General features: G+C 58.3%; 26 protein-coding genes. 12 read left to right on the plus strand and 14 right to left on the minus strand.

Translation table 11 applies throughout. The features are described from left to right. Positions 1–957 precede the first annotated feature (957 nt). A complete protein-coding gene (gene mgrA / locus IEW18_RS16120) occupies positions 958–1,950 on the minus strand; it encodes an L-glyceraldehyde 3-phosphate reductase (RefSeq protein ID WP_188558908.1) in 993 nt (330 codons plus the stop codon). A 294-nt stretch (positions 1,951–2,244) separates the two neighbouring features. Here mgrA and IEW18_RS16125 point away from each other — a divergent pair, with 294 nt between their 5' ends. The 3 genes from IEW18_RS16125 (at position 2,245) to IEW18_RS16135 (ending at position 6,397) form a co-directional block, all read left to right on the plus strand. After that, the gene (locus tag IEW18_RS16125; RefSeq protein ID WP_188558909.1) at positions 2,245–4,227 is read left to right on the plus strand and encodes an AAA domain-containing protein; all 1,983 of its coding nucleotides are present in this window, start codon (positions 2,245–2,247) and stop codon (positions 4,225–4,227) included. A gap of 306 nt (positions 4,228–4,533) precedes the next feature. Then, complete coding sequence (locus tag IEW18_RS16130; protein ID WP_188558910.1) at positions 4,534–5,454, plus strand: isoaspartyl peptidase/L-asparaginase family protein; 921 nt, start codon at positions 4,534–4,536, stop codon at positions 5,452–5,454. Between the two features lie 427 nt (positions 5,455–5,881). Continuing rightward, the gene (locus IEW18_RS16135) at positions 5,882–6,397 is read left to right on the plus strand and encodes an FKBP-type peptidyl-prolyl cis-trans isomerase (protein ID WP_188558911.1); all 516 of its coding nucleotides are present in this window, start codon (positions 5,882–5,884) and stop codon (positions 6,395–6,397) included. A 72-nt stretch (positions 6,398–6,469) separates the two neighbouring features. Here the strand turns inward: IEW18_RS16135 and IEW18_RS16140 are convergent, their stop codons facing one another. Beyond that, positions 6,470–7,096, minus strand: coding sequence for an acyl carrier protein phosphodiesterase (locus IEW18_RS16140; protein WP_188558912.1), 627 nt, complete (start codon positions 7,094–7,096; stop codon positions 6,470–6,472). 95 nt (positions 7,097–7,191) lie between these two features. On the opposite strand from IEW18_RS16140, the gene IEW18_RS16145 reads away from it, so the two are divergent. The 3 genes from IEW18_RS16145 (at position 7,192) to IEW18_RS16155 (ending at position 12,003) form a co-directional block, all read left to right on the plus strand. Then, positions 7,192–7,701: a pyridoxamine 5'-phosphate oxidase family protein gene (locus IEW18_RS16145; protein WP_188558913.1), complete on the plus strand. Its 510-nt coding sequence runs from the start codon at positions 7,192–7,194 to the stop codon at positions 7,699–7,701. A gap of 176 nt (positions 7,702–7,877) precedes the next feature. Further along, positions 7,878–8,561, plus strand: coding sequence for a spheroidene monooxygenase (locus IEW18_RS16150; protein WP_229728786.1), 684 nt, complete (start codon positions 7,878–7,880; stop codon positions 8,559–8,561). Positions 8,562–9,045: 484 nt separating this feature from the next. Continuing rightward, positions 9,046–12,003, plus strand: coding sequence for a leucine--tRNA ligase (locus IEW18_RS16155; protein ID WP_188558914.1), 2,958 nt, complete (start codon positions 9,046–9,048; stop codon positions 12,001–12,003). A 115-nt stretch (positions 12,004–12,118) separates the two neighbouring features. Here the strand turns inward: IEW18_RS16155 and IEW18_RS16160 are convergent, their stop codons facing one another. The 5 genes from IEW18_RS16160 to IEW18_RS16180 form a co-directional block, all read right to left on the minus strand. After that, positions 12,119–12,769, minus strand: a complete 651-nt coding sequence (locus IEW18_RS16160; RefSeq protein WP_188558915.1) for an NAD(P)-dependent oxidoreductase — start codon at positions 12,767–12,769, stop codon at positions 12,119–12,121. Positions 12,770–12,839: 70 nt separating this feature from the next. Beyond that, entirely contained in the window at positions 12,840–13,283 is a 444-nt protein-coding gene (locus IEW18_RS16165; RefSeq protein ID WP_188558916.1) for an Rrf2 family transcriptional regulator, read from the minus strand. Positions 13,284–13,568: 285 nt separating this feature from the next. Beyond that, entirely contained in the window at positions 13,569–13,937 is a 369-nt protein-coding gene (locus tag IEW18_RS16170) for an MmcQ/YjbR family DNA-binding protein (protein ID WP_188558917.1), read from the minus strand. An 85-nt stretch (positions 13,938–14,022) separates the two neighbouring features. After that, entirely contained in the window at positions 14,023–14,196 is a 174-nt protein-coding gene (locus IEW18_RS16175; RefSeq protein WP_180754489.1) for a DUF6728 family protein, read from the minus strand. A 431-nt stretch (positions 14,197–14,627) separates the two neighbouring features. Next, a complete protein-coding gene (locus IEW18_RS16180; protein ID WP_188558918.1) occupies positions 14,628–16,394 on the minus strand; it encodes an AMP-dependent synthetase/ligase in 1,767 nt (588 codons plus the stop codon). A 418-nt stretch (positions 16,395–16,812) separates the two neighbouring features. On the opposite strand from IEW18_RS16180, the gene IEW18_RS16185 reads away from it, so the two are divergent. Further along, positions 16,813–17,268, plus strand: coding sequence for a nuclear transport factor 2 family protein (locus IEW18_RS16185; RefSeq protein WP_188558919.1), 456 nt, complete (start codon positions 16,813–16,815; stop codon positions 17,266–17,268). 115 nt (positions 17,269–17,383) lie between these two features. Here IEW18_RS16185 and IEW18_RS16190 read toward each other — a convergent pair whose 3' ends face one another. The 5 genes from IEW18_RS16190 to ispG form a co-directional block, all read right to left on the minus strand. Beyond that, the gene (locus tag IEW18_RS16190; RefSeq protein ID WP_188559119.1) at positions 17,384–17,704 is read right to left on the minus strand and encodes a DUF6984 family protein; all 321 of its coding nucleotides are present in this window, start codon (positions 17,702–17,704) and stop codon (positions 17,384–17,386) included. A gap of 78 nt (positions 17,705–17,782) precedes the next feature. Next, entirely contained in the window at positions 17,783–18,478 is a 696-nt protein-coding gene (locus tag IEW18_RS16195; RefSeq protein ID WP_188558920.1) for a Rossmann-fold NAD(P)-binding domain-containing protein, read from the minus strand. A gap of 44 nt (positions 18,479–18,522) precedes the next feature. Continuing rightward, a complete protein-coding gene (locus tag IEW18_RS16200) occupies positions 18,523–18,822 on the minus strand; it encodes a hypothetical protein (RefSeq protein ID WP_188558921.1) in 300 nt (99 codons plus the stop codon). Positions 18,823–18,827: 5 nt separating this feature from the next. Continuing rightward, the gene (locus IEW18_RS16205; protein WP_188558922.1) at positions 18,828–19,127 is read right to left on the minus strand and encodes a hypothetical protein; all 300 of its coding nucleotides are present in this window, start codon (positions 19,125–19,127) and stop codon (positions 18,828–18,830) included. Between the two features lie 56 nt (positions 19,128–19,183). Continuing rightward, entirely contained in the window at positions 19,184–21,250 is a 2,067-nt protein-coding gene (gene ispG / locus IEW18_RS16210) for a (E)-4-hydroxy-3-methylbut-2-enyl-diphosphate synthase (RefSeq protein WP_188558923.1), read from the minus strand. 413 nt (positions 21,251–21,663) lie between these two features. On the opposite strand from ispG, the gene IEW18_RS16215 reads away from it, so the two are divergent. Together IEW18_RS16215 and IEW18_RS16220 are read left to right on the plus strand one after the other, a co-directional pair. Beyond that, positions 21,664–22,155 (plus strand): TlpA disulfide reductase family protein, encoded by a 492-nt coding sequence (locus IEW18_RS16215; protein ID WP_188558924.1) that lies wholly within the window; start codon positions 21,664–21,666, stop codon positions 22,153–22,155. Positions 22,156–22,290: 135 nt separating this feature from the next. Then, complete coding sequence (locus tag IEW18_RS16220; RefSeq protein ID WP_188558925.1) at positions 22,291–22,914, plus strand: thioredoxin family protein; 624 nt, start codon at positions 22,291–22,293, stop codon at positions 22,912–22,914. 71 nt (positions 22,915–22,985) lie between these two features. Here the strand turns inward: IEW18_RS16220 and IEW18_RS16225 are convergent, their stop codons facing one another. After that, positions 22,986–23,645, minus strand: a complete 660-nt coding sequence (locus IEW18_RS16225) for an NAD(P)H-binding protein (RefSeq protein ID WP_188558926.1) — start codon at positions 23,643–23,645, stop codon at positions 22,986–22,988. Between the two features lie 97 nt (positions 23,646–23,742). Beyond that, positions 23,743–24,720: an NAD(P)H-quinone oxidoreductase gene (locus IEW18_RS16230; protein ID WP_188558927.1), complete on the minus strand. Its 978-nt coding sequence runs from the start codon at positions 24,718–24,720 to the stop codon at positions 23,743–23,745. A 119-nt stretch (positions 24,721–24,839) separates the two neighbouring features. On the opposite strand from IEW18_RS16230, the gene IEW18_RS16235 reads away from it, so the two are divergent. The 3 genes from IEW18_RS16235 to IEW18_RS16245 all read left to right on the plus strand — a co-directional run bounded on the left by IEW18_RS16235 (position 24,840) and on the right by IEW18_RS16245 (position 26,325). Next, the gene (locus tag IEW18_RS16235) at positions 24,840–25,340 is read left to right on the plus strand and encodes a hypothetical protein (protein WP_188558928.1); all 501 of its coding nucleotides are present in this window, start codon (positions 24,840–24,842) and stop codon (positions 25,338–25,340) included. Positions 25,341–25,459: 119 nt separating this feature from the next. Then, positions 25,460–25,813: a hypothetical protein gene (locus IEW18_RS16240; RefSeq protein ID WP_188558929.1), complete on the plus strand. Its 354-nt coding sequence runs from the start codon at positions 25,460–25,462 to the stop codon at positions 25,811–25,813. Positions 25,814–25,986: 173 nt separating this feature from the next. Beyond that, positions 25,987–26,325 (plus strand): hypothetical protein, encoded by a 339-nt coding sequence (locus IEW18_RS16245; protein WP_188558930.1) that lies wholly within the window; start codon positions 25,987–25,989, stop codon positions 26,323–26,325. Positions 26,326–26,650: the final 325 nt, after the last annotated feature.

The following is a 26,650-nucleotide window of genomic DNA, read 5'->3' on the forward strand; positions in this document are numbered from 1 at the left end:
CCGCTTGCAACTCGTCATCGATGCGCATAACCAACGCATAGAAGCAGATGGCTAATCACCTGCTATTTTACCACCACCATTTTTATTAATATTTTCAACGTAATAGCTTTTTGATATGATTACAAAAAATATCTTTTATCTCTAAATTCCATTATTACTAAATATATATTTTAAGCCTAAACAAAAGGTAATTTTATGAATAAAGGCTGCTTTTTCTTTGTATTACTAGCCACTTTATCTTGTAATCAACAAGCAAATCAGGCTTATAAAGCGCCACCAGAGAGAATTAAAGACGTAACTATAAACCTGGGTGATAGTTCAGGTAGTCAAGGTAAAATTACTATTAGCTTACCGGCCCGATATGATACTATCTTTAACTGGGTAAACCACTCTGATTGTACATCTTGCTTTGATTTCAGATATCGTGTCCAACCTAAGAATCGTACACTATTGAAGGAAGATGGGTTTTTCTGGAAAATACCGCAGGATTCGATAGAGAGGTTTACAATCGTACACTCAGATTCCTATGGAGTAAAGATTAAAACTGACTCCTCTAGCGTATTTAGCTTTCACAATTCAGAGCAAGAGGATAACTTAGTCAGGTTCAGAGGAAGAGTACCTGCGGACGTCTTACTGTCAGATACAGTAGAGAAGATAAATAACAAGTTCTTTTCCATATTCGCCTACTCGGAACATGACTCATTAAATCAACATATAGCCCAAAGATTAGAAGCAGTCACTATTACTAAGTCATTATTGCTTCGTTTAACTTTTGAATTACGAACTGCTCGAGAAGCTCCAATCAGTAAAGATTTTTTGTCACATTCTAGATATTACCTAAGGACTATAAAGCTGAGTGAGTAGATATATCAACGATAAAATCAGCATAGTCATGCCGTCTTGCTAAGCATGACTATGCTGATTTTATCGTTGATGCTGTTTTGACAATAAGCCGCTCTACCCTCGCAAAATTCCTTCAATCCGTGCCAGTTCTTCCTTGCTGAATTGTAGGTTATCCAGGCAGCGCAGGGAGTCGGAAAGCTGGTCGGGTTTGCTGGCGCCGATGAGTACAGACGTTACCCGTTCGTCGCGCAGAATCCAACTCAGGGCCATTTGGGCCAAACTTTGGCCACGCTCCTGGGCCAGGGTATTGAGCTGTTGTACTTGGTTCAGGCGCTCTGGCGTGAGCTGATTTTCGGTGAGGAAGCCTACCCCCTTGGCCACGCGCGAATCTTCGGGAATGCCGTGCAGGTACTTGTCCGTGAGCAGGCCCTGGGCCAGGGGCGAAAACGGGATGCACCCTACCCCTTCCTGGCCCAGCAAGTCGAGCAAACCGCCTTCCACCCACCGCTCAAACATCGAGTACTTGGGCTGGTGAATCAGGCAGGGCGTGCCCAGCTCCCGCAGAATCCGCATGGCCTCGGCGGCTTCCTGGGGCTGGTAATTGCTGATGCCTACGTACAGGGCCTTGCCCTGGCGCACTACCTGGTCGAGGGCGCCCATGGTTTCTTCCAGGGGCGTATCGGGGTCGGGGCGGTGGGAGTAGAAGATGTCCACGTACTCCAGCTGCATGCGCCGAAGGCTCTGGTCGAGGCTGGAAATAAGGTATTTGCGCGAACCCCACTCCCCGTAGGGCCCTTCCCACATGTGGTAGCCGGCCTTGGTGGAGATAATCAGCTCGTCGCGGTAGCCGCGAAAATCCTCTTTCAGGATGCGGCCGAAATTGGTTTCCGCCGAGCCGGGGGGCGGACCGTAGTTGTTGGCCAGGTCGAAGTGGGTCACGCCGCTGTCGAAGGCCCGGTGCAGGGTAGCCCGGAAGTTCTGGAGCACGTCCACGTCGCCGAAGTTGTGCCAGAGGCCCAGCGAAACGGCGGGCAGCTTCAGGCCGCTGCGGCCGCAGCGGCGGTAAACCATATCGGAGTAGCGGGTGGAGCTTGGTTGGTAGGGCATGGGCAGGAACAGTGGATAGCGTTGGGCCGGCAAGTACGCAGGAACCCGGAAATAGTGGGCGCCGCATCAGCCATTTTTTGCGCCGGCCACGCTGCTTTCCCCGACCTTACTTACCCTGTAGTGATTAAACGAGCTGTTGACACCAACTTGCGGAGCAAACCAACCGATTTAGCAGGATTAGGCACGAAGCGTTTATATACAGTCTTCAATCAGCCAAAGTTAAATTTCTCCCCGACCTTCGGCCACCTTATTGCCCGTTTCGTTGTTAGCAACGAATCTCAAAGAACCAATCTGTTGGCTGAACAACCTACCTATACTGACCCGTACGCGCTGGAAAAAGAGCTGCGCAAGGTACAGGCCCTCATGAAGCTCGAGCAGCAGGAGGACCTGGAACAATTCAAAATCAAAAGCGTCCAGGCCACCATTGCCGAGCGCCAAAAGCGGGGCCTCACCTGGTATCCCGTCAAAATAACCAAGGAAGACATTGGCTTCGGCGGCAAGCTCGTCCTGGAGCTGGAGCGCCCGGCTGGGGCCGGTGGGCTGCACCTGTTTCAGGTGGGCAAGAACGCGGCTTTGTTCGGGAACATTCCCGGCCGCTCGGGCTCCGACCGGCCGACCCTTTCGGGCGTGATTACCAGCGTCAAGCGCAACAAAATCCTGCTGGCCACCACCAAGGAAGACCTGCCCGACTGGGTGGACGAGGGCAAGTTGGGCGTGGACCTGACCTTCGACGAGGTCAGCTACCGCGAGATGGAGTACGCCCTGGGCAAGGTCATGGGCGCCTACGAAAGCCGTCTGGCCAAGCTGCGCGACGTGCTGCTGGGCGCCAAACCGGCCCGCTACAAGCCCGAGTCGGAAGCTACCCTGTACTACCCCTCGCCCCTGAACGAAAGCCAGTTGGCGGCCGTGCGCCACGTGCTGGCGGCCCAGGACGTAGCTATTATTCACGGCCCTCCGGGCACCGGCAAAACCACCACGCTGGTGCAGGCCATTCTGGAAACCATCCGGCGGGAGCGGCGGGTGCTGGTGTGCGCCCCCAGCAACACGGCCGTGGACTTGCTCACCGAAAAGCTGGCCGAGCGCGGCGTCAACGTCATCCGGATGGGTAACCCCTCGCGCGTCTCGGACCTTTTACTGGAGCACACGCTCGACGCCCAGATCATGAGCCATAAGAGCTACGCCGAGCTGAAAAGCATGCGCCAGACGGCGGAGCAGTACCGTGAGCAGGCCGGCAAGTTCAAGCGCCATTTCGGCTGGGAGGAGCGCGAGGAGCGTCGCCAGCTCAAGGAGCAGGCCCACCTGCTGCTGCAGGAGTCGGACCAGCTGGAGCGCTACATTACGGAGGATTTGCTGGAGCAGGTGCAGGTGATTACGTGTACGCTGGTGGGCGCCAGCAACCGCGCCATTCGCCACCTGACCTACGAAACCGTGTTCATCGACGAGGCCGCCCAGGCCCTGGAGCCGGGCTGCTGGATTCCGATTACCAAGGCCAACCGCGTGGTGCTGGCCGGCGACCATCAGCAGCTGCCGCCCACCGTGAAAAGCGAAAAAGCCGCGGCCCAGGGCCTGCGCGAAACCTTGTTCGAGAAGTGCATCCGGCGCCAGCCCGACACGGCCCGTATGCTGGAAGTGCAGTACCGCATGCACGAGCAGATCATGGAGTTCAGCTCGGAGCAGTTCTACGAGGGCCGCTTGAAAGCCGCGCCCAGCGTGGCCCACGCCGACCTGCCCGACTACGACCTGCGTTTCGCCCCCGACATGGCCGTGGAGTTCCTGGATACGGCCGGCTTCGGCTTCCAGGAACTGACCATTGAGGAAAGCCGCTCCACTGCCAACCCCGAAGAAGCTGACCTGCTCCTGAAACGCCTGGCCCAGCTGCTGGAGCCCTACGATGCCGCCGACCACACCGAGGACCTGCTCACCATCGGGGTCATTGCCCCCTACCGCGCCCAGATCAACTACCTCAAAGACGCGGTAGAAGACAACGACGAGCTGGCCGGCCTGATGGAACACCGCATGCTCAGCATCGGCACCGTTGACTCTTTCCAGGGCCAGGAGCGCGACATTATTGCCATCAGCCTCACCCGCTCCAACCCCCAGGGCGAAATCGGCTTCCTAAGTGACATTCGTCGCATGAACGTGGGCATGACCCGGGCCCGCCGCAAGCTCCTGCTCGTCGGCGACTCCAGCACTCTGGGCTCCCACCCCTTCTATAAAGCCTTCCTCGACTACGTAGAAAGCATTGGCGCCTACCGCACGGCCTGGGAGCTACAGTGAAGTGGTGAAATAGTGAAATGGTGAAGTGGTGAGTTTCCTGTTCTGTCATCCTGAGCCTAAGCGAAGGACCTCTACCGCTTCTTTGTTATTCAATGATTAGTTAGAGGTAGAGGTCCTTCGCTTAGGCTCAGGATGACAGGATGGTGAAGTGCAGAGTGTCAAACTCACCATTTCACCACCTCACTACCTCACCACCTCCCTCCGTATTTATCCCGCCCTCCCGTACTAACACGGAAAAGCCCCTTCGCTCTGAACGGGGCTTTTTTTTGTGCGTACCACGGCTACCACCCTGTTCTCTTCCGCCCTATGAAAACCTACACGATTGTAATCCACGGCGGCGCCGTAACCATGGACCCTACCAAGATGACGCCCGACCTGGAGGCGTCTATTCGCCAAGGGCTTCAGGAGGCCCTGCAAGCCGGCTGGGAAATCCTGCACCGAGGCGGCTCGGCCCTCGATGCGGTGGAAGCGGCCGTGTGCAGCATGGAAAACAACGAGCAGTTCAATGCCGGGCGTGGTAGTAGCCTCAACAAACAGGGCGAGGTGGAAATGGATGCCTCCATCATGGATGGGCGCACCCTACAGGCCGGGGCCGTCAACAGTGTCCGCTACGTCAAGAACCCCGTTAGCCTGGCCCGGGCCGTGATGGAGCGGTGCCAGCACGTGCATATTTCCGACGAAGGAGCCCTGGAATTTGCCTTGCAGCACGGCCTGACTATCGAGGCCGCCCATTACTTCCAGACGGAAAAAGCCCGCAAGGAGTGGCTGGAGATTATCCAGGATGAGGAAAAGCAGCCCCAGGAGCACGATACCGTGGGCGCCGTGGCCTTGGACCAGGACGGCAACCTGGCCGTAGCCACTAGCACCGGCGGCATCGAAGGGCAGTTGAAAGGGCGCGTCGGCGACAGTCCCATCATCGGGGGCGGCTCCTACGCGGCCAACGAGGCCTGCGCCGTGTCGTGCACCGGCGACGGTGAAGTAATCCTGCGCGGCTCTCTGGCCCACGAAGTGTACGCCTTGGTCAAGTACAAAGGTCTCTCGGCTCCCGAAGCCTGCCGCGCCGCCGTGCAGTTGCGCGAAGAAGATTTAAAGGGCGATAAAGGCTTTATTGCCATTGACAAGGACGGGCAGGTAGCCATCGAGAGCAACACCAACATCATGCGCTGCGCCTACCGCATCGGCGAGCAGGAGCCTTTCGTGGCCGTGTGGCGCCAGGAACTGGAGTAAAGCCGTGACGCAGTGGCTGGTTTTTATCTGGCCCGGAGTGGTGTGACCATCGCAGATAAACAGCCGTATCGCAGACGAATAGCCGTCATGTTCCGCTACACATTGCAGGAAAGCCGAACGTGAACCAGCGGTTTTCTATCGGCCGTGTGCCAGCGTGTTAGGTTCTGGACGGAGGCGGTAACTAAGGGGCTACAGGGGTAGGAATCAGGCAAAAAACGGGAGTTGGAGCAGGCAGTAATTCACTTGTTTAACCCGAGGACTTGTCATAGGCTTAGCCGATGCCAAAATTTTACAAACGGCCTTTCCGCCGCCCTACTGGCACTAGTCGCGCCGCGGGCACCGACAAATCCGGGCTATTTCCGTAACTAGCCTAGCGAAACCCAATTCTCCATTTCCAGCCCCGGACGGCCTTCGTCCACCCCGCAGTATGGCCCAAATCAGCGAAAACAAAGTCGTTACCATCACTTACGACCTGAGCGTAACCGACGAAAATCAAGAGAAAGTCCTGGTCGAATCGGCCGAGGAAGACGCACCGATGGTATTTCTGTTCGGCCAGAGCGGCTTGCCCGAGGAGTTTGAGCGCCAGCTCGAAGGCAAGCAAGCCGGCGAGACGTTTACCTTTTCGCTCACTCCGGAGCAGGCTTACGGCGACTACGACCAGCAGGCCGTCGTTGACATCCCGAAGAACGTGTTTGAAATTGATGGGCAGATTGACGAGGAAATGCTGCAAGTCGGCAACTTCCTGCCCATGGCCGACAACCAGGGCCACCACATGCAGGGCAAAGTAGTTGAAATCGGCCCTGACGCCGTGAAAATGGACTTCAACCATCCTCTGGCCGGCATGGTCATGCACTTCGACGGCAAAGTAGCCGGTGTGCGCGACGCCACCCGCGAGGAACTCGACCACGGCCACGTCCACGGCGAAGGCGGCCACCATCACTAAGCCAGCTTAGCTATTTGTTACTGTTGAAAACGGGGCCATGTGGCCCCGTTTTTTATTGCGGGCTAGTTGAACCTATGCTTTGTTCGACACCTGAGAAATAGTGTCCACTGCTGCCCGCAGCTCGGGCCAGAACTCCTGGAAATCTTGCTCATACGCTGGCAGCTCCGCCAGAAACGCAGCCGCGCCGGTAGCTAGCACTGCCGCACTAGGTACCCGGCGCGCGAGGCCTTGCAGGGCTTTTTGGAACCCCGCGGGCTGGGCGTAACCCGTCAGCCAATCGTGCTGGCGCATGTAGTGCAGCATTTCCTGCAGGCGCTCCGGTAGCTCGTGGCGGCGCTCGTGGAGCAGGGCGTACAGGCGCTGGGCGAAGGCTGGGAGCGGCTCGGTGGGGTCAGGGTGGTAGCGGGCAAAGTCGCGGGCCAGCAGGTGGTCGTAGCCGACGTCGGCCACTACCCCGGCCCACTTGCCCAAGCCAGCCGCGCGCAGGCGGGCCGTGCTGCGCCGGACGACGGGGTGCGTGTCGGTAAAGGAATCGATAAAACGGTGCAGCTGAATACCTTGCTGCACGGCCACGGGATAGGCCAGCAAGCCGGCGCGGCCCCGCACGGCTTCGGCGGCAAAGTTTCCGACCACCCTATCGGCGTAGTGCGGGGTGGTAGCGGGAGAGCCGGAGAGCAGCAGGTGGGCCAGGAAGTTCATGGGCGCTTGTACGAGGGACAATGGCGGTTACCTGAACCTTCGGGCCGGTCGGCCGTATTTCCTGAACCATCCTATTACACCAAAACCCGAAGATAATGGCTGAGCATGTTGCCCAAAGTCACGATGTGACCAAGCTGATCGAACGAATCCAGGATATTAAAATTGCTATGCTGACCACCGCCGATATGGAAGGCGGGTTGCATAGCCGCCCCATGTACACCCAGAAGCCCGATGCTGATGGTACGCTGTGGTTTTTCACTGAAAAAGACTCGGCCAAGATTTACGAGGTGCGCAAAGACCAGCACGTAAACCTGGGCTACTCAAAACCCAACGATAACTTATACGTGTCGATTTCCGGCACGGCCTCGGTGCTGACCGACCAAGCTAAAATTAAGGAGCTGTGGAGCGAAGGCCTGCGCGCCTGGTTCCCAAAAGGCCCGGAGGATCCGAACATTGCTCTGCTGAAAATCACCATCGACCGGGGCGAGTACTGGGACCAACCCAGCAACGTGCTGGTGCGCGCCTTCGGTTACGTGAAAGCCGTAGCCACCGGTGAGCGGTACCAGCCCACCGGCGATGAGCACGCCCAGGTAAACCCCAAGTAGTTTCTGCTTCTGCATCCGCACGGAAGAAGGGCCGGGAGTAATTCCGGCCCTTTTTTGTTGTTTCGTGCGGCGCCTTCTTACCGGATAACGGCCGCTACGGCGCCGGTGACGGTTTCCGCCGAAGGCACCGCGGTTTTCGCGGAAGCTTGCAACGTTGTTCTGATACCCTATTTCTGGTGCTTACTACCCTTTCCATTCTTACCCTGCTCCCCGATCAGAAGCGCTGGGGCTTTGCGCAGATGGGCACCGCCCAGGGGCCCCTGCGGCAAGTGCCGGGTCTGCAGTTTCAGAAGCTGCTGGGCAGCGGCGCGGGCGGCTTCGGGGCCCTGCCCAACCTGTGGCGCTACGGCCTGATGGCCGTTTGGGAATCGGCAGAGGCGGCCGCCTGCTTCTTTGCCGAGCACCCGCTGTGGCAGCAGTACCAGCAGCGCACGTCCGAAATCTGGACTGCCGAGCTGGCGCCGCTCAAATCGCACGGGCTATGGGACGGGGTGAACCCCTTTGCCTACCCCACCCAAGCTCCCGAAGCCACCACCGGTCCGGTGGCCGTGCTGACCCGCGCCTCCATCCGCCTGCACAAAACGCCCCGCTTCTGGCGCTACGTGGCGCCTACCAGCGCCACGGTGGCCCACGCGCCGGGCGTACGGGCCGCCATTGGCCTGGGCGAGCTGCCGGTGGTGCGTCAGGCCACGTTCAGCCTTTGGGAGTCAGCGCAGGCCATGCAGGACTACGCTTACCGCAGCGACAAGCACAAGCAAGTCATCAAGCTCACCCGCCAGGAAAACTGGTACGGCGAGGAGCTATTCGCCCGGTTTCGGGTGCTGCGCACGGAAGGCACCTGGGACGGGCGGGCTCTGTAAATCAGAAGGAATTGGCCGACTGTTTATCTGCTGTCATCCAGAGCGTGCGAAGGATCTTGTTTCGCCGCAGGATGTAGACCGCAGATAAAAGACCGTCAGGCTGAGCGGAGCCGCAGCATCTCTCCCACTGGCTAATTCCTTTCGTAGGGTAGTGACGAAGCGGTAGAGATGCTTCGACTGCGCTTAGCCTGACAATTACTTCAGCAAGGTCAGCACGCGAAATGCTGCGGCTCTACCGGACGGTCGTATGGGAATTACACGCCATGACTGTCCGCGGAGCCTGGAATGAAGGTCTCATCTGCTGCGGAAGTCCCTGCTGTCTTTGCAGCCTGGCACCCTGGTCGTAGCACTGCCTTACGCCAGCCTCGGTAGCCCGCGCCTGGGTTTCGAATGAGGAGAGGGGTAGCCGCTGGCGAAAAGCTGGGGCCCGCCGCTGTTTTTCCGTAATTTCGCCCGCTTAGAACAACCGTACTACCGACTGCCCATGCCCGGCTACCATCCCCAGGATATCGAGAAGAAGTGGCAAGCCCACTGGAAAGAACATAATACCTTCAAGGCTGAAAATCAGTCGAATAAGCCCAAGTATTACGTGCTGGATATGTTCCCCTACCCCTCCGGGGCTGGGCTGCACGTGGGGCACCCGCTGGGCTACATTGCCTCCGATATTGTCTCGCGCTACAAGCGCCTGCGGGGTTTCAACGTGCTGCACCCCATGGGCTTCGACTCGTTTGGCCTGCCGGCCGAGCAGTACGCCATCCAGACGGGCCAGCACCCGGCCATTACCACCGAGCAGAACATCGACACCTACATCCGGCAGCTTAACTCCCTGGGCTTCAGCTACGACTGGAGCCGGGAGGTGCGCACCTCCGACCCCAGCTACTACAAATGGACGCAGTGGATTTTCCTCAAGCTGTTTAATAGCTGGTACAACCTCGACACCGACCGCGCCGAGCCGCTGAAAACCCTGCTCGACAAGTTTGCCGAGAACGGCAGCCAGGGCGTGCGCGCCGCCGGCGACGAGGAAGAGCGCCACGATTTCACGGCCGGCCAGTGGCAGATGATGAGCGAGAAGCAGCGCCTGCAAGCCGTGCACCCCTACCGACTGGCCTACCAGTCAGACACCTACGTGAACTGGTGCGCCGGCCTGGGCACGGTGCTTTCCAACGACGAGGTGAAAGATGGCCTCTCGGAGCGCGGCGGGTTCCCCGTGGAACGTCGATTAATGCCGCAGTGGAACCTGCGCATCACGGCCTACGCCGACCGTTTGCTGCAAGGCCTCGATACCATCGACTGGCCCGAGGCGGTGAAGGAGATGCAGCGCAACTGGATTGGCAAGAGCATCGGGGCTGAGGTAACGTTTGCGGTGCAGGGCCACGAGCAGGCGCAGATCAAGGTGTACACCACCCGCGTGGACACCATTTACGGCGCTACCTTCCTGGTGCTGGCTCCTGAGCACGAACTGGTTGCCGAGCTGACTACCCCCGAGCAGCAGCAGGCTATTCAGGACTATATCGACGCCACCAAGCGCCGCTCGGAGCGCGACCGGATGGCCGATACCAAAACGGTATCGGGAGCTTTCACGGGTAGCTACGCCCTGAACCCGTTCACCAACGAGCCCATCCAGATCTGGATTGCCGACTACGTGCTGGCCGGCTACGGCACCGGCGCCGTGATGGCCGTGCCCTCGGGCGACCAGCGCGACTACGTGTTTGCCAAGCACTTTGGCCTGCCCATTGTGCAGGTAGTGGACCAGCAGCAGATCGAGGAGCAGGCCGACCCGACCAAGGAGGGCACCTACCTGCACGGCCTCATCCTGGGCATGGGCTACAAGCAGGCCACCCAAACCCTGATCCAGCAGCTCGAGGCGCGCGGCATTGGCAAAGGCAAGGTGAACTTCCGCCTCCGCGACGCCATCTTCGGCCGCCAGCGCTACTGGGGTGAGCCCATCCCGATTTACTACAAGGACGGCGTGGCCTACGGCGTCGCCGAAGCCGACCTACCCCTGGTGCTGCCGGAAATCGACGAGTACAAGCCCACCAAAACCGGCGAGCCGCCCCTGGCCCGCGCCAAGGACTGGAAGTACAAGGGTCAGTATGACTACGAGCTGAGCACCATGCCCGGCTGGGCCGGCTCCTCCTGGTACTTCCTGCGCTACATGGACCCCGAAAACCCGGGCCGTTTCGTGGGCCAGGAAGCCGAGCAGTACTGGCAGCAGGTGGATTTGTATCTCGGCGGCGCAGAGCACGCTACGGGCCACTTGCTCTACTCCCGCTTCTGGCACCTCTTCCTCAAGGACCTCGGCCTAGTAACCGCCAATGAGCCCTTCCAGAAGCTCATCAACCAGGGCATGATTCTGGGCCGCTCGAATTTCGTGTATCGGTTAAATCTCACTTTTGATTATATCCCTAACCCTGATCTAGAACAAGTAAAACTTAAGTTACCGACCTACTTCATCTCTAAAAGTTTGGTTGATAAAATTGAGGCAGGATTTCCTATCAACACTCTGGAGGAAATACTGATGAGTAAGATCCAGAAATATCATGAGGAGAACCACGACGGAAGGGATGCCAAAGTGTTTAGAGGTGACGAGATATATGTAACCTTCAATGGTATCACTCCTCTGCATGTAGATGTAAACATCGTGGAAAACGATGTGCTGGACATTGAAGCCTTCAAGAACTGGCGCGAGGAGTACGCCAACGCCGAGTTCATCCTCGAAGACAACGGCACCTACGTGTGCGGCGTGGAGGTCGAGAAGATGTCGAAGTCGAAGTACAACGTGGTGAACCCCGATACGCTCATTGAGAAGTTCGGGGCGGATGCGTTGCGTTTGTACGAGATGTTTCTGGGGCCGCTGGAGCAGTTCAAGCCCTGGAACACCAATGGCATGAGCGGGGTGGCGGGCTTCCTCAAGAAGCTCTGGCGCCTCTACCACCCCCAGGACGGCGACTTCGCCGTAACCAACGAGGCCCCCAAGCCTGCTGAGTTGAAAGCACTGCACAAGGCCATCAAGAAGGTGGAAGAGGACATTGAGAAGTTCTCTTTCAACACCACCGTCAGCGCCCTGATGATTACCGTGAACGAACTCACGGCCCTGAACACGCACAACCGCGCTATTCTGGAGCCGCTCGTGGTGCTCATCTCGCCCTACGCCCCGCACTTAGCCGAGGAGTTGTGGCAGAAGCTTGGTCACGAGGCTGGCTCCATCAGCTCGGCATCCTACCCTGAGTTCAAAGAGGAATACCTGGTAGAAGACACGGTGAACTACCCGGTAGCCATCAACGGCAAGGTGCGCGAACAACTGCAGTTCCCGGCCACCGCCACCGCCGCCGAAATCGAGGCCGCCGTGCGCGCCACCGATATCCTGGCCCGCTACGCCGAAGGCAAAGAAGCCAAAAAGGTAATTGTGGTGCCCGGCCGCATGGTAAACGTGGTAGTGTAACTCCTACCCCCATTGCTAAACACAAAGGCCCACCGGAGAAATCCGGCGGGCCTTTGTGTTTAAAGCTAGAGCTAGAAACCAGTTCCCCTCCTCAGATGAGGAGGGGAACTGGTTTCTAGTACGCCGCGGTGAAGCGCTGGCGGATGTGCTTGGGGTTCTCTACCTCGTCGAGGATGGCAATGGCCAGGTCCTCGGCGGAGAGGATGCTGCGGCCTTCCTCGTTGAAGACGGGGCTTTCGGTGCCGAGGCGGTAGTGGCCGGTGCGGCCCGTGGTTATGCCCTGGTGCATTTCAATGGCGGGGCTGAAGAACGTCCAGTCGAGGGTGGTGTTCTGCTTGAGCTCCCTAAGGTAGTCGCGGGCGGCGGTGGCGCCGGGCTTGATGTTGGCCGGGAACTCCGGGCCGTCTACCAGCTGCTGGCCGTTGAGGTAGAGGCTGCCGGCCCCGCCGATGGCTATCAGGCGCTTCACGCCCGATTTTTCCGTGGCCGCTTCGATGTTGCGGGAGCCCTGCAGGAAATCTTCGTACAGGTTGGGGTTGGTCCAGCCGGCATTGAAGGAGCTCAGCACCACGTCGTGACCGGCCAGCTGCTGGGCCAGCTCGTCCACCTGGTTGACGTCGCCGGTTACCACCGTCAGGTTTTCGTGTTGCTCGGTGAGTTTGGCGGGGTCGCGCACAATGGCGGTTACCTGGTGGCCGCGGTTGAGGGCTTCGTGCAGCAGTTTCGGGCCAACAAAGCCGGTAGCACCAATGAGGGCAATTTTCATAAGAATGAAAGTGAAGTGAGAAGTATAAAGCGGTTGTAACTGCGTTTGTTACAATCCAGGGTAAAAAAATTTAGTCTTTCAGGTTTTCCTGCGTCAGGATTTCGGTAGTGACTTGCTGCAAGGTTACGCCGGCCAGCACCTGCTCCATGGCAGTTTGTGCCCGCCGTAAGGTAGTATCAAGAGCGGCCTGGATGTTGCGGCCCACCAAGCAAGCCGGTAGGGGCTTGTCGTGGACGCTGAACAACTGGCCTTCCTCTACCACCTCCACGGCCCGGTACACATCGAGCAGGGAAATGGCGGCCGGTTGGCGAGTCAGGAAAGTACCGCCCGAAGCGGGGCGCACTTCCACCAAACCGGCCTTTTTGAGCTGGCCCAGCAGCCGCCGTATCACGACGGGATTAGTGTTCACGCTCCCCGCCATCCGCTCCGACGTCAGCAATACATCATCCTCCTGCTGCATAGCCAGCAAGGAAAGAACATGGACGGCGACGGAGAAACGGCTGCTAATCTGCATGATCAGGGGTAAGCGACGCCTTCGCGCTAGCAACTACTACCGCGCGGCGAAGCAAACATACGACTGTAACCGCAATAGTTACACTAAGGTTTTAAGAGAAGAGAGAGTTTCTGTTTCCTGCATTAGTATGCTATCAATACACATGCCTGTCATTCCGAGCGCAGTCGAGGAATCTCGCGTGCTGACGTAGGGATGGTATTCCAACGATTTGAGCGAGATTCCTCGACTGCGTTCGGAATGACGGCCTGGAATTGTGCACAAGCATTATTCACACTCCCGGACCAGCTACTCCCCCTCCTGCTCAGCGGCGGCCAGCTCTTCCCGCTGTTTCCGGGGTAGGGAAGCGCGGACCAGGTCGTAAGAATGGTCGATGAGTTCCTGGAGCTGCCGATTAGGGATGCCCGTGCCCATGAGCACAGTGTTCCAGTGCTTCTTGTTCATGTGGAAGCCAGGTAGCACGTACTCGTACTGCTCGCGCAGCTCCTGGGCTCGCTCCGGGTCACACTTCAGATTAATGCTAGCGAAGGTATTGATGTCGGTAAGGGCGAATACCTTGCCTGCCACTTTAAATACCAGTGTATCAGGACCGAAGGGCGCTTCTTCGGTGACGCCGGCTTTCAGCAGGCAGTAGTCGCGGAAGTCTTCAATGTTCATGGCCGCTAAGTAAACCGATACACGCAAAAAGACCGCCGGGCTGGAGAGAGGAGCCGGGCGGTCTTCTATAAAGAAAGGCTGGCAACTAGCGAAGAAACCAGCGGTAGAGCAGAATGATAAACCCCACCAGGAACATGGCCATGCTCAGCTTATTGATGAAGTGCATGGTGCGCAGGTTGAAGTTGGTGTGGCGGGTAGGGTCGGGCTTGCGGAAAAAGTAACCGAGAGCCGGACCGAAGTTAAACAGGTCTTTGCGCATGATTGAAGTGCTGTCTGGTACGCTTTGATAACATCCGCCGGGGCGGAAAGATTTACAATCCGCAAGATATTCATTCGTCTATATCCGGGGCGAGAAGGGAACCTGCTTCGTTGCTTTTCGGCTCTTGGATAACCCATTGTTATCCTGAGTGGGAGCGAAGGACCTCTTCCGCTTCGTTAGGGTAGTAACTGGGTCATGTGTACAGTCAGGGCTTGTGAATTGCATCAGACGGTCATGCAGAGCGCAGCGAAGCATCTCGCTCGGCTGATGTTGCCAAACTAACTCAACGATGCGAGCGAGATGCTTCGCTGCGCTCTGCATGACTGTTTCTTGGTTTACTGTTAACAGCTCCTAGTTAACATTATAAAGAAGCGGAAGAGGTCCTTCGCTCCGCTCAAGATGACAATGGGGGCTTCTCAAAATGATGCCTCTTACCGGAACAGCGACTCAATCCGCTGCTGGTTGTTCTGGCTCACGATTTTGCGCTTCACTTTCATGGTGGGCGTCAGCTCGCCCGATTCTACGCTCCAGAGGGTGGGTAGCAGGGCCACTTTCTTGATTTGCTCCCACTGGGCGAAGGCCGCGTTGGCCTGCTGCACGAGCTGCTCGTAGAGCTGCTGCACCTGGGCGTGGGCGGCCAGGGCGGCGTCGGAGAGGTCGGTGGGCAGGTTGTGACTTTGGGCCCAGGCCCGCAGCTCGGCGAAGGCCGGCACCAGCAGGGCCGCCGCGTACTTTTCCCCCTCGCCCACTACCATTACCTGCTCCACCAGCGGCGACTCCGAGATCTTGGATTCCAGGGGCTGCGGGGCCACGTACTTGCCGTTGGAGGTTTTGAACATCTCCTTCTTGCGGTCCGTGATTTTGAGGAATTTGCCCTGTACGAACTCACCAATGTCGCCGGTGTGCAGCCAGCCTTCGGCATCAATCACCTCGGCCGTGAGGTCGGGGCGGTTGTAGTAGCCCTGCATCACGGAGGGCGAGCGGGTCAGGATTTCGCCGTCGGGGGCCAGTTTTACTTCCACGCCGGGAATTATGGGGCCTACTGCGCCGATGAAGTTACCTTCGGCTACGGGCTGGGAGGCAGCAATTACGGGCGCGGTTTCCGTCATGCCGTAGCCTTCCATCACGGGGATGCCGGCGGCCCAGAACACCCGGGCCAGGCGCGGCTGCAGGGCCCCGCCCCCGCTCACGATGTAGCGCACCTGTCCGCCCAACGCTTCGCGCCACTTGCTGAACACCAGCTTGTTGGCCAGCGCCAGCTGGGTGTTGTACCAGAAGCCCTGGTCCTTCTGCGTATCGTAGCGCAGGCCCAAATCCAGGGCCCAGAAGAACAGCTTTTTCTTGGCGCCGGTTAGCTTCTGGCCCTGGGCAACAATCTTGTCGTAGATTTTTTCGAGCAGGCGGGGCACGGTGGTAAACACCTGGGGCTGCACCTCGCGCAGGTTATCAGCAATGCGCTCTACGCTTTCGGCATACCACACGCTAAAGCCCAACAGCAGGTAAAGGTAGGTGGCAGTGCGCTCGAAAATGTGGCTCAGCGGCAGAAAGCTGAGCGCCTTCTGGCCCACCGGCATGGGTAGGTAGCCGGTCAGGTTCTCGCAGTTATACAGAATGTTGCGGTGGCTGAGCATCACGCCCTTGGGCCGCCCGGTGGTGCCGGAGGTGTAAATCAGGGTCAGCAGATCATCGGGCTGCACGGCGGCTTTCAGCGCCTCCAGCTCCGCCGGGTTTTCGCCCTGACCCAGCGCGAGCAGCTCGCCAAAATGCCCTACCCCCTCCACTTTGTCGAAGGTGAAGATGTGTTCGGGACCGTGGGCCAAGCCTGCCACGGCCTGCTGCACCCGGGCCAGCAGCTTTTTGTCCTCCACCAGTACCACGCGCACGCCCGCATCCTGGAAAATGTGGCGGTAGTCCTCCACCGTGATGGTGGGGTACATGGGCACGCTCACGGCCCCCAACTGAGCAATACCAAAATCAGCAATGACCCACTCGGGCCGGTTAGCCGAAATGATGGCTACTTTGTCGCCGCGCCCGATGCCGAGCTGGTGCAAACCCAAGCTAACCTGGTTGCTCAGCTCCTGCACGCGGGTAGTGCTGAGCGGCTGCCAGGTGCCGGCTTTCTTTTCTACCAGACAATCGGCCTGGGGTGAGGTAGCAATACGGTGGGGTAGCAGGTCGAAGGTGCGGCGGATTTCCATGCAAAGGCAAACGAACAAGGGCTACAGTTGGATTTCTTGCTCCCGCAAAAATAGCCTGTTTGAGCCGCTACGAGGGGGTAGCCCATAATTTTACGGTAGCGTTGATTGATGGGAGCAAGAGCTAATACCAATGTATTGTTGCGTTATCTGTCACTTACACTTGTCACTACCATTTACACCTGTCACTATACGTTCACACCTGTATGTACACCTGTCATCCTGAGCCCAAGCGAAGGACCTCTACCGGGGGTAACTTCTTTTAATTAGCCAGAGGTAGAGGTCCTTCGCTTGGGCTCAGGATGACAACGATTGGTGCCCTACTAGATTTCTGCCCTGCTTAACACCAGTTACTCCTCTACCTCAACCGCAACGTGTGCATTCAAACTACGTCCTTGCTCACACTCAACTTCCCTATCCCATGAAACACCTGCTACTCCCCTGCCTGCTCCTGGCCGCTACCCCTGCCCTGGCCCAAAAACCGGCCAGCGAAACCGAGGCGGTGAAGCGCACCATCCAGACCTTCTTTGAGGGCATGCGCAAGGGCGACAGCACAATGGTGCGGGCCACGTTGGCGCCCGGCGCGGTGTTTCATACCATCAGCACCAAGAGCGGCCAGACGCAGCTGCGGCCTGAGAATCCGGCAGGCTTCGTGAAGATGGTAGGTACCCCGCACAAGGAGGTCTATGATGAGCGCATCACCTTCGATAAAGTCCTGATTGACGCCAACTTGGCCAGTGTTTGGACGCCCTACGAGTTCTACGTGGGTAGCACCTTCAGCCACTGCGGCTACAACTCGTTTCAGCTAGTGAAGCTAGCCGAGGGCTGGCGCATTGCCCACGTCATCGATACGCGCCGCAAGGAAAAGTGCAAGTAGCCAGCCGCCACAAGAAGCGCCTACGGTTGTCATTCCGAGCTTAAGCGAGGAATCTGGATTCACCATATAACGGTTACCCCAGATTCCTCGCTTAAGCTCGGAATGACAAGCATATTCAGAAAGCCGTAATGCGCTTTACAGGCGTGTCATCTACTTTCCAGCAATCCAGCTCGTACAGCTCCCCTACTTGGTCCAGGTACAGGGACACGAGCACCGCTACGCCGTCTTCGTCCAGGAATTGGGTGGTGGCTATCTGCTGACCAAGGCGCCGATTGGGGGTAGCGCTGAGGAAGCGGAGGCTGCTGGTTGCTCCGGCCGCTACCTCTGCAACCCGCACCGTATGTAGCGCCGCTAGCAGATGCTCCGCCGCTGGGGTGCCCCGCAGCAGATAAATCAGCAGGCCAAGTTCCGGCAGGTGTAGGGGGCGCTGGTTCATGCTTCCTGGACCTGCCTCTGCTGCTCTTTCGCTGAGAACCAAGTCCGGGAAGTATACGCACAGTCCTCGGCCGGGGTACTACCCCTCCGATATCGGCGAAGCCTGCCGCTGATGCAGGCGGGACAGCGCCACGATATCCGGCACCTCCAGCACCTTTTTGAGGTAGCCGCGTTGCGCTACCCGAATCATGGCTTGCCCAAGTTCTGCCAGCGTAGAAACGTACTTGGGCGTTGCCACCCGTAGCACCGGGTACAGCCAGCCGAAATACTTATAGTAGGACAGCACGTGCTGTTGGCCTGGCGTAGCTTTCAGAAAGCCCGGCCGGAACATAAACGCCTGCTTGAAGCCAAGCTGGAGTAGGGCATTCTCGGTTTCGCCCTTCACCCGCGCCCACATCTGGCTACTTTTCAGGGTGCCATCGGTGCCGGCGCCCGACACGTAGCAAAACGTCAGGCCCGGGTTGCGGGGTAGCAGCGTTTGGGCGAAGTGCAGGGTCAGGTCGTAGGTGAGGCGGCGGTACTCCGGCTCCTTCATCCCCACCGACGACACGCCCAGGCAAAAAAAGCAGGCGTTGTAGCCCGTCAACTGGTCCTGAATCGGCGTGAGGTCGTGGAAGTCGGCGTGCAGGATTTCCCGCAGCTTGGGGTGCTGCCGGCCGCTAGGCTTGCGGCTCACAGACAATACCTGCTCTACCTCAGGGCTGTTCAAACATTCCAGCAACACACCCTCTCCCACCATACCGGTAGTTCCGGTTACTATCACACGTAGTTTCATGGGGTGGCAGACGGATAAGCGGCGTAGATATTTTATCTAGGCAATTAAACCCACTCTATAGCCTGATTTACAATGTCTTCGGCTTTTAATTTCGTTGACTCCAAGTCCAAGGTTCCAACAGCGAAGCTCTCCCGGTTTTTATGGATATGATCCGTCCATTCTATCATATACATTTCGCCCATTTCATTTAGCTCCGGCTCTTGACCAGCCATATCCAGGCCTTCTGACTTTTCAAGCTCGTACCAATAATCATAGTTGATTGCCTTAATAATAAGACCCTTTCTAATTATGCCATCATAAAGCCAGTATCCTTTAACTACTTCCCTTTCTAGAAACTCACTCATAGCTTTTAGTCGCCAAAGGCTAGTAATCCACTATTGGCATCAACTGCCTTCTGTAAAATAGCAATGAACGCTGTTTGCTCGTGCTGCAAGGTTAACGAGTTCGGCTTTCCCCGCAGCTTTGTCAACATCCGCACTACAAGTTCATTACCCCAGCGAAACTTACCATAATAATCAAACCACGAATCAATAATTCCTTCAGTCTGCAGTTGGAAAAACAACTCGTCTTTGATGCCTCCAATACGCTTCAAATCCAAGCCTTTGCTGGATGGATTTTGGCTATCATGAATCAAGTAAAAATCTAGCATACTCACGTAATAAGAACAGGGCCGACTGATATCAGTCGGCCCTGTTTGTTTTTGAACTACCCCACCACCGGCTCCTCCAGCCGCACGGGTTCAATCCACTTGCCATCCTCGCGCATGAGGTCGATGAGCTGGTCCACGGCTTGTTCTTCGGGTACGGATTTCTTGATGACTTCCTGGCCGCGGTAGAGGGCAATTTTGCCTTTGCCCACGCCTACGTAGCCGTAGTCGGCGTCGGCCATTTCGCCGGGGCCGTTCACGATGCAGCCCATAATGCCGATTTTCACGCCCTTCAGGTGGTCGGTGCGCTTGCGGATCATGGCGGTGGTTTCCTGCAAATCGAACAAAGTGCGTCCGCAGCTGGGGCAACTGATGTACTCCGTTTTGCTCATACGGGTGCGCGCGGCCTGCAGGATGCCGAAGGAGAGCTGATTGAGCTGGTCGATGGTCTGAAGCCACTCGGCTTTGGGGCGCTCGGGCAGCAGCTCGGTGCTCAGCACCACCCCGTCGCCGAGGCCGTCGAGGAGCAGACCGCCGACGTCGGTGGCGGCGTAGAGCTGGGTTTGCTCGGGCGTCAGCTCGGGGTACTGCCGGTTGATGAGTACGGGGTTGGTGAGGCCGCTCTGCATCAAGCGGAAAAAGGCCCGCCGGATTTCTGGCATGGCGTGGGCGTTATCGGTGTAGAGGATAACCACGGCCGTAGCATCGGCGCGCAGCTGCTCCAGGGCGGCGGGCGTGAGCGAATCGAGGTTGTGGAATACGAAGTTCAGCTCCGGGTGCCGAGTGCTAGTCGTGGCGTACTCGGCTTGCGTAAGGACGGGGTAGTGCTCGGGGCGCTGGCCGCCATCCAGCCAGGCCGCATAATCCACAACTTCCTTCAGGCCGTTGGGCAGCATGAACGGAATGGGGCGCTGACCTGAGTACACGTAGTCGGCCCCGAGGTCGTTCATCTGGAACTTGTCGAGGAAGGCCGAGTAGAGGTGACCGGCGGCGCGCAGATCGGCGTACTCCAGGCCCGGCAGACGCGAGAGGTCGGCCATCACCCGGGGCACGTTCTGTCCGCCCAGGTTCAGCACTTCGCGCGTAACGCGGCGGTGGTACTGGAATGGGTCAATTGGCGACAGATTAGCGTCATTGCTGATCAGTTCGGGCTTGAAGGCGTGCGCATCAGAAGCCAGGCTAGCCGTCGGAGCCGCGAAATCGGCCGTGAGGGGGGCAATGGGCTTGGCTTGCTGGGCCCGGTTGGTGTAGCGGTCAATGAGGGCACGGGCCACGGGGGCTTCGGCTTCGGGGGCTTCGGTGAGGCTCACGCGCACAGTGTCGCCGAGGCCGTCCTCTAGCAGCGTGCCAATGCCCACGGCCGACTTGATGCGGCCGTCTTCGGCCTCGCCGGCTTCGGTTACGCCCAGGTGCAGGGGGTAGGGCTGCAGGCCTTCCTCGTCGAGCTTCTGCACCAGCAGGCGGTAGGCCTGCACCATCACCTGGGTGTTGCTGGCCTTCATGCTCAAAACCACGTTGTAGTAGTTTTCCTCCTCGCAGAGGCGCAAAAACTCCAGGGCCGATTCTACCATGCCCAATGGAGTGTCCCCATACCGGCTCAGAATCCGGTCGGAAAGGGAGCCGTGGTTGGTGCCGATGCGCATGGCCGTGCCGTACTGTTTGCAGATCTGCACCAAGGGCCGGAACCGCTCCCGGATGCGCTCCACCTCGGCGGCGTAGGTAGCGTCGGTGTACTCAATGACGTCGAACTTCTTTTTGTCGGCGTAATTGCCGGGGTTCACGCGCACTTTCTCCACGATGCGGGCGGCCAGCTCGGCGGCGTTGGGCGTGAAGTGGATGTCGGCAATGAGGGGGACGTTGCAGCCACGCTTGCGCAGCTCCTTCTTGATTTCCAGCAGGTTCTGGGCCTCCTTCACGCTGGGCGCCGTGATGCGCACATATTCGCAGCCGGCCTCCACCATGCGCAGGGTTTGCTCCACTGAGCCCAGCGTATCCATAGTGTCCACGGTGGTCATGCTCTGCACCCGAATGGGGTTGAGCCCGCCCATGGGCAGGTCGCCGAGCTGAACTTCCCGGGAAAGGCGGCGCTGGTATTCAGTTAGGCTGGGGCAATAGATCTTATTCATAACCCAATAGGGAGGCTTTTTTCAGAGGAGTAACAAAGGTAAGCAAGGATTGTGCGCAATGCAGGAGCAGGAAATGACGATGCGGCCGGCAGGTATGGGCTTCGCAGCAGAGACGCCCACATGCGTCATTTTGCTAAAAAAAGGTCTGCAGCGCCGCTGTCTGGCTTATAGGCTGTATGAAGAACGTCATGCAGAGCCGGAGGCGAAGCATCTCGCTCGACTGACATCTGGTCACTGCGGTAACGATTGCAGGCGAGATGCTTCGCCTCCAGCTCTGCATGACGACCGGGAAAGCGTAAAAATGCTTCGATAAACGGACGTCAGATCAAGCATAAAGTTTTGGGTGGTAGGTGAAGCCCTCCGCAACTTCTGGCCGTCTTGCCTGTCTTTACCCCAACTACTACCCTCCCACCATGAACCAACTGAAATTTCTTGTGCTGGCCGCGGCCTTTTTGCTGCTGGCGTTGCCCGGCCAGGCCCAGAAAGTAGCCGTTATTAAGCTGCCGGAGCTGCAGAAGCGCCTGAGCCGCCCCACCGACACGACCTACGTAGTCAACTTCTGGGCTACTTGGTGCGCGCCCTGCGTGAAGGAGCTGCCCCACTTCGACCAGCTCACCACCACCTACGCCCGGCAGAAAGTGAAAGTGCTGCTGGTGAGTATGGACTACGCCTCCCAGCTCGACAAAAAAGTCAAGCCCTTCGTGCAGAAGCGCGCCCTGAAATCGGAAGTGGTGCTGCTCAATGAAACCGACCCGAATACCTATCTTGACAAGGTAGATACCAAGTGGACCGGGGCCCTGCCGTTTACCATCATCCTGAACAACGCCCAGCGCAAACGAGTCACGTTTGAGCAGGAGCTTTCAGCCGAGGAACTGCACAAACAGGTGCAGGCTTTCGTGAAATAACTGTCATACAAAGCCACTGCTTGTCATTCCGAACGCAGTGAGAAATCTGGGTTAAATCGTTAAGTAGTGAACCCAGATTCCTCCTGCGTCGGAATGACACCCCAAGATATCTTCCACCTTTTTCCCAGTCATTTTATGAAAAAGCTTCTTCCTTTTCTGGCGGCGTGCCTGGTGCTGGCCCTGAGCAGCTTTATTGTACTTCGGCCGGCGGCCGAGGGCTACCAGGTGGGCGATAAAGCCGCCGACTTCAAGCTCAAGAACGTGGACGGCAAGCTGGTGTCGTTGGCTGATAACAAGGCGGCCAAGGGCTACATCGTGGTGTTTACCTGCAACACCTGCCCCTACGCCAAGGCCTACGAGCAGCGCATCATCGACCTGAACACCAAGTACGCCGCCCAGGGCTACCCCGTGGTGGCCATCAACCCCAACGACCCGGCCGTAGCCCCCGGCGACTCCTTCGCCGACATGCAGAAGCGGGCCAAGGACAAGAAGTACGCCTTCCCCTACCTCCAGGACGAAACCCAGCAGGTAGCCCGCCAGTACGGCGCTACCCGCACGCCCCACCTCTACGTACTCACCCGCCAGGGCCAGGACTTCGTGGTGAGCTATATTGGAGCCATCGACGACAACTCCGAGGACGCCAAGCTGGTGAAAACCAAGTACCTGGAAAACGCCATGACCGACATCATCGCCGGTAAACCGGCTTCGGTAAACTCGACCAAAGCCATTGGCTGCACCATTAAGTGGAAGCGGGCCTAGCCTCGTTAGCAGTTACTCCTCATAAAAAAAGCCCGCTAGGTAGCGGGCTTTTTTTGTTGGCTGGAAGGAAGTTACGCCAGTTGCCCGGCCCGCGTAAACACTCCTTCCAATGTGTCGGTGCTGACGCCGGGGGTTTCGTCTAGGGCCGCGTTGATCATGGCCTGGGCTACTATGCGGGCATGAATGGGGCGGTAGGCGCGCAGCGGGGGCACCGCGCCAACTAACGAGGCCAGCACTAAACCCAGCTTTTCGCCCAGCCGCACCTGGGCGCGGCCGCCGGCCAGCACCCCAGGCTGCAGAATCCGGATGCGCAGGAATGGCAGGCGCTTCACGTCGCGCTCGAGCTCGCCCTTTATTCGGTTGTAAAACACAAAGGAATCGGCATCAGCGCCGGCCGAGGAAACCAGCACGTAGGTAGTAACGCCGTTTTCGGCGGCGGCCCGGGCCGTGCGATACTGATAGGTGTAATCGACGTGGTACTGGGCCTCCTGACTGCCCGCCTGGCGCAGGGTAGTGCCCAGGGTCGAAAACAGCACGTCGCCGGTCAGCTGGTCGCGCCAGGTCTGGGGCTGGTCGAAATCGACGAGGTGTTCTTCCAGCTTGGGGTTTTGGTAACCGGTAGACCGGCGGACAAATACTTTGAGTTGGTCGAAACGGTTATCGAGCAGTAATTGGCGGAGCAACTGGTCGCCGACTAGGCCGGTGGCGCCAATGAGAAGAGCAGTACGCATACAGACGAGGAAAGGAAGGTTGGAAGAACATACAGCGGGTAGCCCGGCCCGCTGAAAAACACCCTTCACTGGCGCGGGCGAAGGGCATAACGCAGGCTTAGCTACCTACCGTCAGCACTATTTTGCCAATGTGGGCGCTGCTTTCCAGCAGGCGGTGGGCGTCGGCGGCGGCAGTCAGGGGGAGCGTGGAGTGCAGGACGGGCCGGAAGCGCCGGTCGGGCAACAAGGGCCAGACGTGGCGCTCAACGTCCGCAGCCAGGGCCGCCTTGAACTCGGCGGAGCGGGGCCGCAGGGTGCTGCCCGTAATGGTGAGGCGGCGGGCCATTACTTCTAGGGCGTTGAACGGAGCAGTGCTTCCCTGCATGGCGTTAATGAACACCAGGCGGCCATCGTCGCGCAGCAGCCGCAGGTTTTTGGCGGTGTAGTCGCCCCCAATCATGTCCAGAATTACATCGGCCCCGCCGGCCTCTGCCACTACGGTTTCAAAGTCTTCTTCCCGGTAGTTCACCACAAGGTCGGCTCCCAGGGCCCGCACGGCGGCGCACTTTTCTTCGGAGCCGGCCGTGGCGGCTACGCGGCTGCCCAACAGGCAGGCCAACTGCACGGCCGTAACCCCAATGCCGCTGCTGCCGCCGTGCACCAGCAGCGTTTCACCGGGCTGCAGCTGCCCCCGCTGAAATACGTTGTGCCACACGGTAAATACCGTTTCCGGTAAGCTGGCCGCCTCGGCGAAGGTCCAGCCCGCGGGCCGGGGTAGGCAGTGGCGGGCATCTACGACTGCATACTCGGCGTAGCCGCCCTGGGCCAGCAGGGCGCACACGGCGGCGCCGGGTTGCCAGCAGGTAACCTCGGCCCCGCACGCTTCTATTACGCCCGCTACCTCCAGGCCGGGCACCAGGCCGCTCACGTCGCCGCTGCCGCGGTACTTGCCCTGGCGCAGCAGCACATCGGGCCGGTTAACGCCGGCCGCGTGCACTTTCAGGAGAACTTCGTGGGCGGCGGGTACCGGCCGGGGCATGTCCCGGACTTCCAACACCTCCGGGCCGCCGGGGCGGGTAATAACCAGTGCTTGCATGGCAGAATAACGGACAGAAGTAGGCAAACAACTACGCAACGGGCGGGAAGTTCAGGTGGCTACGTTGCAATAAAGCGGGAAAGGCTATCCGCCGGCCGCCTTTTTCCGTTTCTTGCCTTATGAAAAACATTTCCCTGCTTCCTCACTTCCTGCGCACGGCCGGGCAGCTTACGGGCCTGGCCGCGTGGCAAACCGGCCGCTTGTTTCGCAAGGCGGCCCAATCCGCGCTAGAATCGGTGCAGGAGGTACTTAGGGCGGAGGTGCAGAAAGGCAATGGGCAGCTCGTCCGCGACTTTCTGACCAGCAAGGCCCTACCCGCCGCCCGCAGTTTGTTGCTGGAGCGCATGACGGCCCGCCTGCTCGTTCGGCTGGGGCTGCGCGGGGCGTTGGCCTCCAGCGTGGTAGGCTGGGTGCTGCCGCTCGTGCTGGAACAATTGGTGAAAGCCGGGCAGAAGTCGGGGCTTTTCGACAAGCTCCGCGAGCAGGAGACGGTACAGGACACGCTGCAGCGGCTGGAGGAGCTGAAGCGGGCTACCTGGAAACGCCTCTCCCCCGACCACGGCAGCGGGGCCGAAGTGCTGCCCGATGACACGGAACTACCGCGGCAACTACCCGCCTGAGCCGGCCCAAAACGCCGGAATATTGTAAAAAATTCCGCCCCTCATTTTTATTCGTTTTTGTTGACTTTATGCCCTTACGAGGCAATCCGGGCCGGATTGCGCGCCCGTAAGTGGCGCCTATGACTCAGCATTCTGCCTTACCGGAAGATGGAACTACCCACCTTCCCATTGCGCCCAAAGCAGCCCTGCGCGACCTGTACCGCGTGGCCCGCCGCCTGCATTTTACTGACCCTTATGCCCCAGCCCGCCTAACCCGCATTGCCGATCAGGCGGAGTATTTTCTGCACGCGTGGCCCGCGGATGAATGGCCCCAAGCCCTGCACTCGGGTCAGATTCTGCCCTCCCGCGCCGTCCTGTTGGCCTGGGTGGCGGCAGCCAAACGTGAGGCCAGCATAGCCACAGTACCATGGTCGTATGCTTGCTGGCAGCGGGTTACTACTATTTTGCTGGCGGCTCTGGCACCTTTTACGTAGTGAATATACCCCTATTAATCAGCTCGTTATGATAACACATTACTACCCTATAGTAGGATTGCTGGACTAGCGGAAGCGGCAAAATCAACCCTTGAGCTGCGCATTTTCGTAAGTAATTCTCTTCCTTGTTATAGTCTCAGGGGGTACTGTTTTGCCTATATGCTACTGCTTGTATGGACTATTCTCTGCCTACCGCTCAGCTTCAACATCTTCGTGCAGAGCTACCTACGCTGCAGAAAGACCGCCTGGTGGATCAGCAACAGTTGCAGCACGCGGTACAGTTTTTCATCGATGAGATATTCTCGCTTCCCCACGGCCGCTTCTTGCACCTGGACGGGCCTGCTCTCCGGCAGCAGTTCGCTCACCTCGACACCTTGTATCAACAGCTGGAGCAAGGCCATCTGCAGTTAAATCGGCCCGAGGATTGGCAGTTGATCATGCAGCAGATGTTGGTGGTCCTCGATAAAGTGCTGGCGGCGGAGGCAACGCATCAGCTTGGCAAAAGCCGGTGAGCAAGCTTTTTAGGCACCGGGCTACGGTCCTACCCCGTTACTGAAGCGGCAAGTACTCCATTCAGTATGATAACGTACTGTCAAACAAACACTTGCAAACACAGTCGTGGGGTAGGCTATCTGGTACACCGGACGGCCTACCCCACAGCCGTAGCAGGGCTAAGCCGAACACACTCAATTGGGTAGTAAGAGCGCGCCTCTGCTGGAGCATAGTAGGTAACAAGACGACCGGCCCTCAGAGACAGACCGAGGCGAACCAAATAGCAACTGGCTAATAATGTCAATTGAGCAACGACCAGTCCGAAAACTGTTTCATCTTTACTTT

Origin of the sequence: Hymenobacter glacieicola (assembly GCF_014640315.1) — a bacterium.
Taxonomy (GTDB): Bacteria; Bacteroidota; Bacteroidia; order Cytophagales; family Hymenobacteraceae; genus Hymenobacter; species Hymenobacter glacieicola.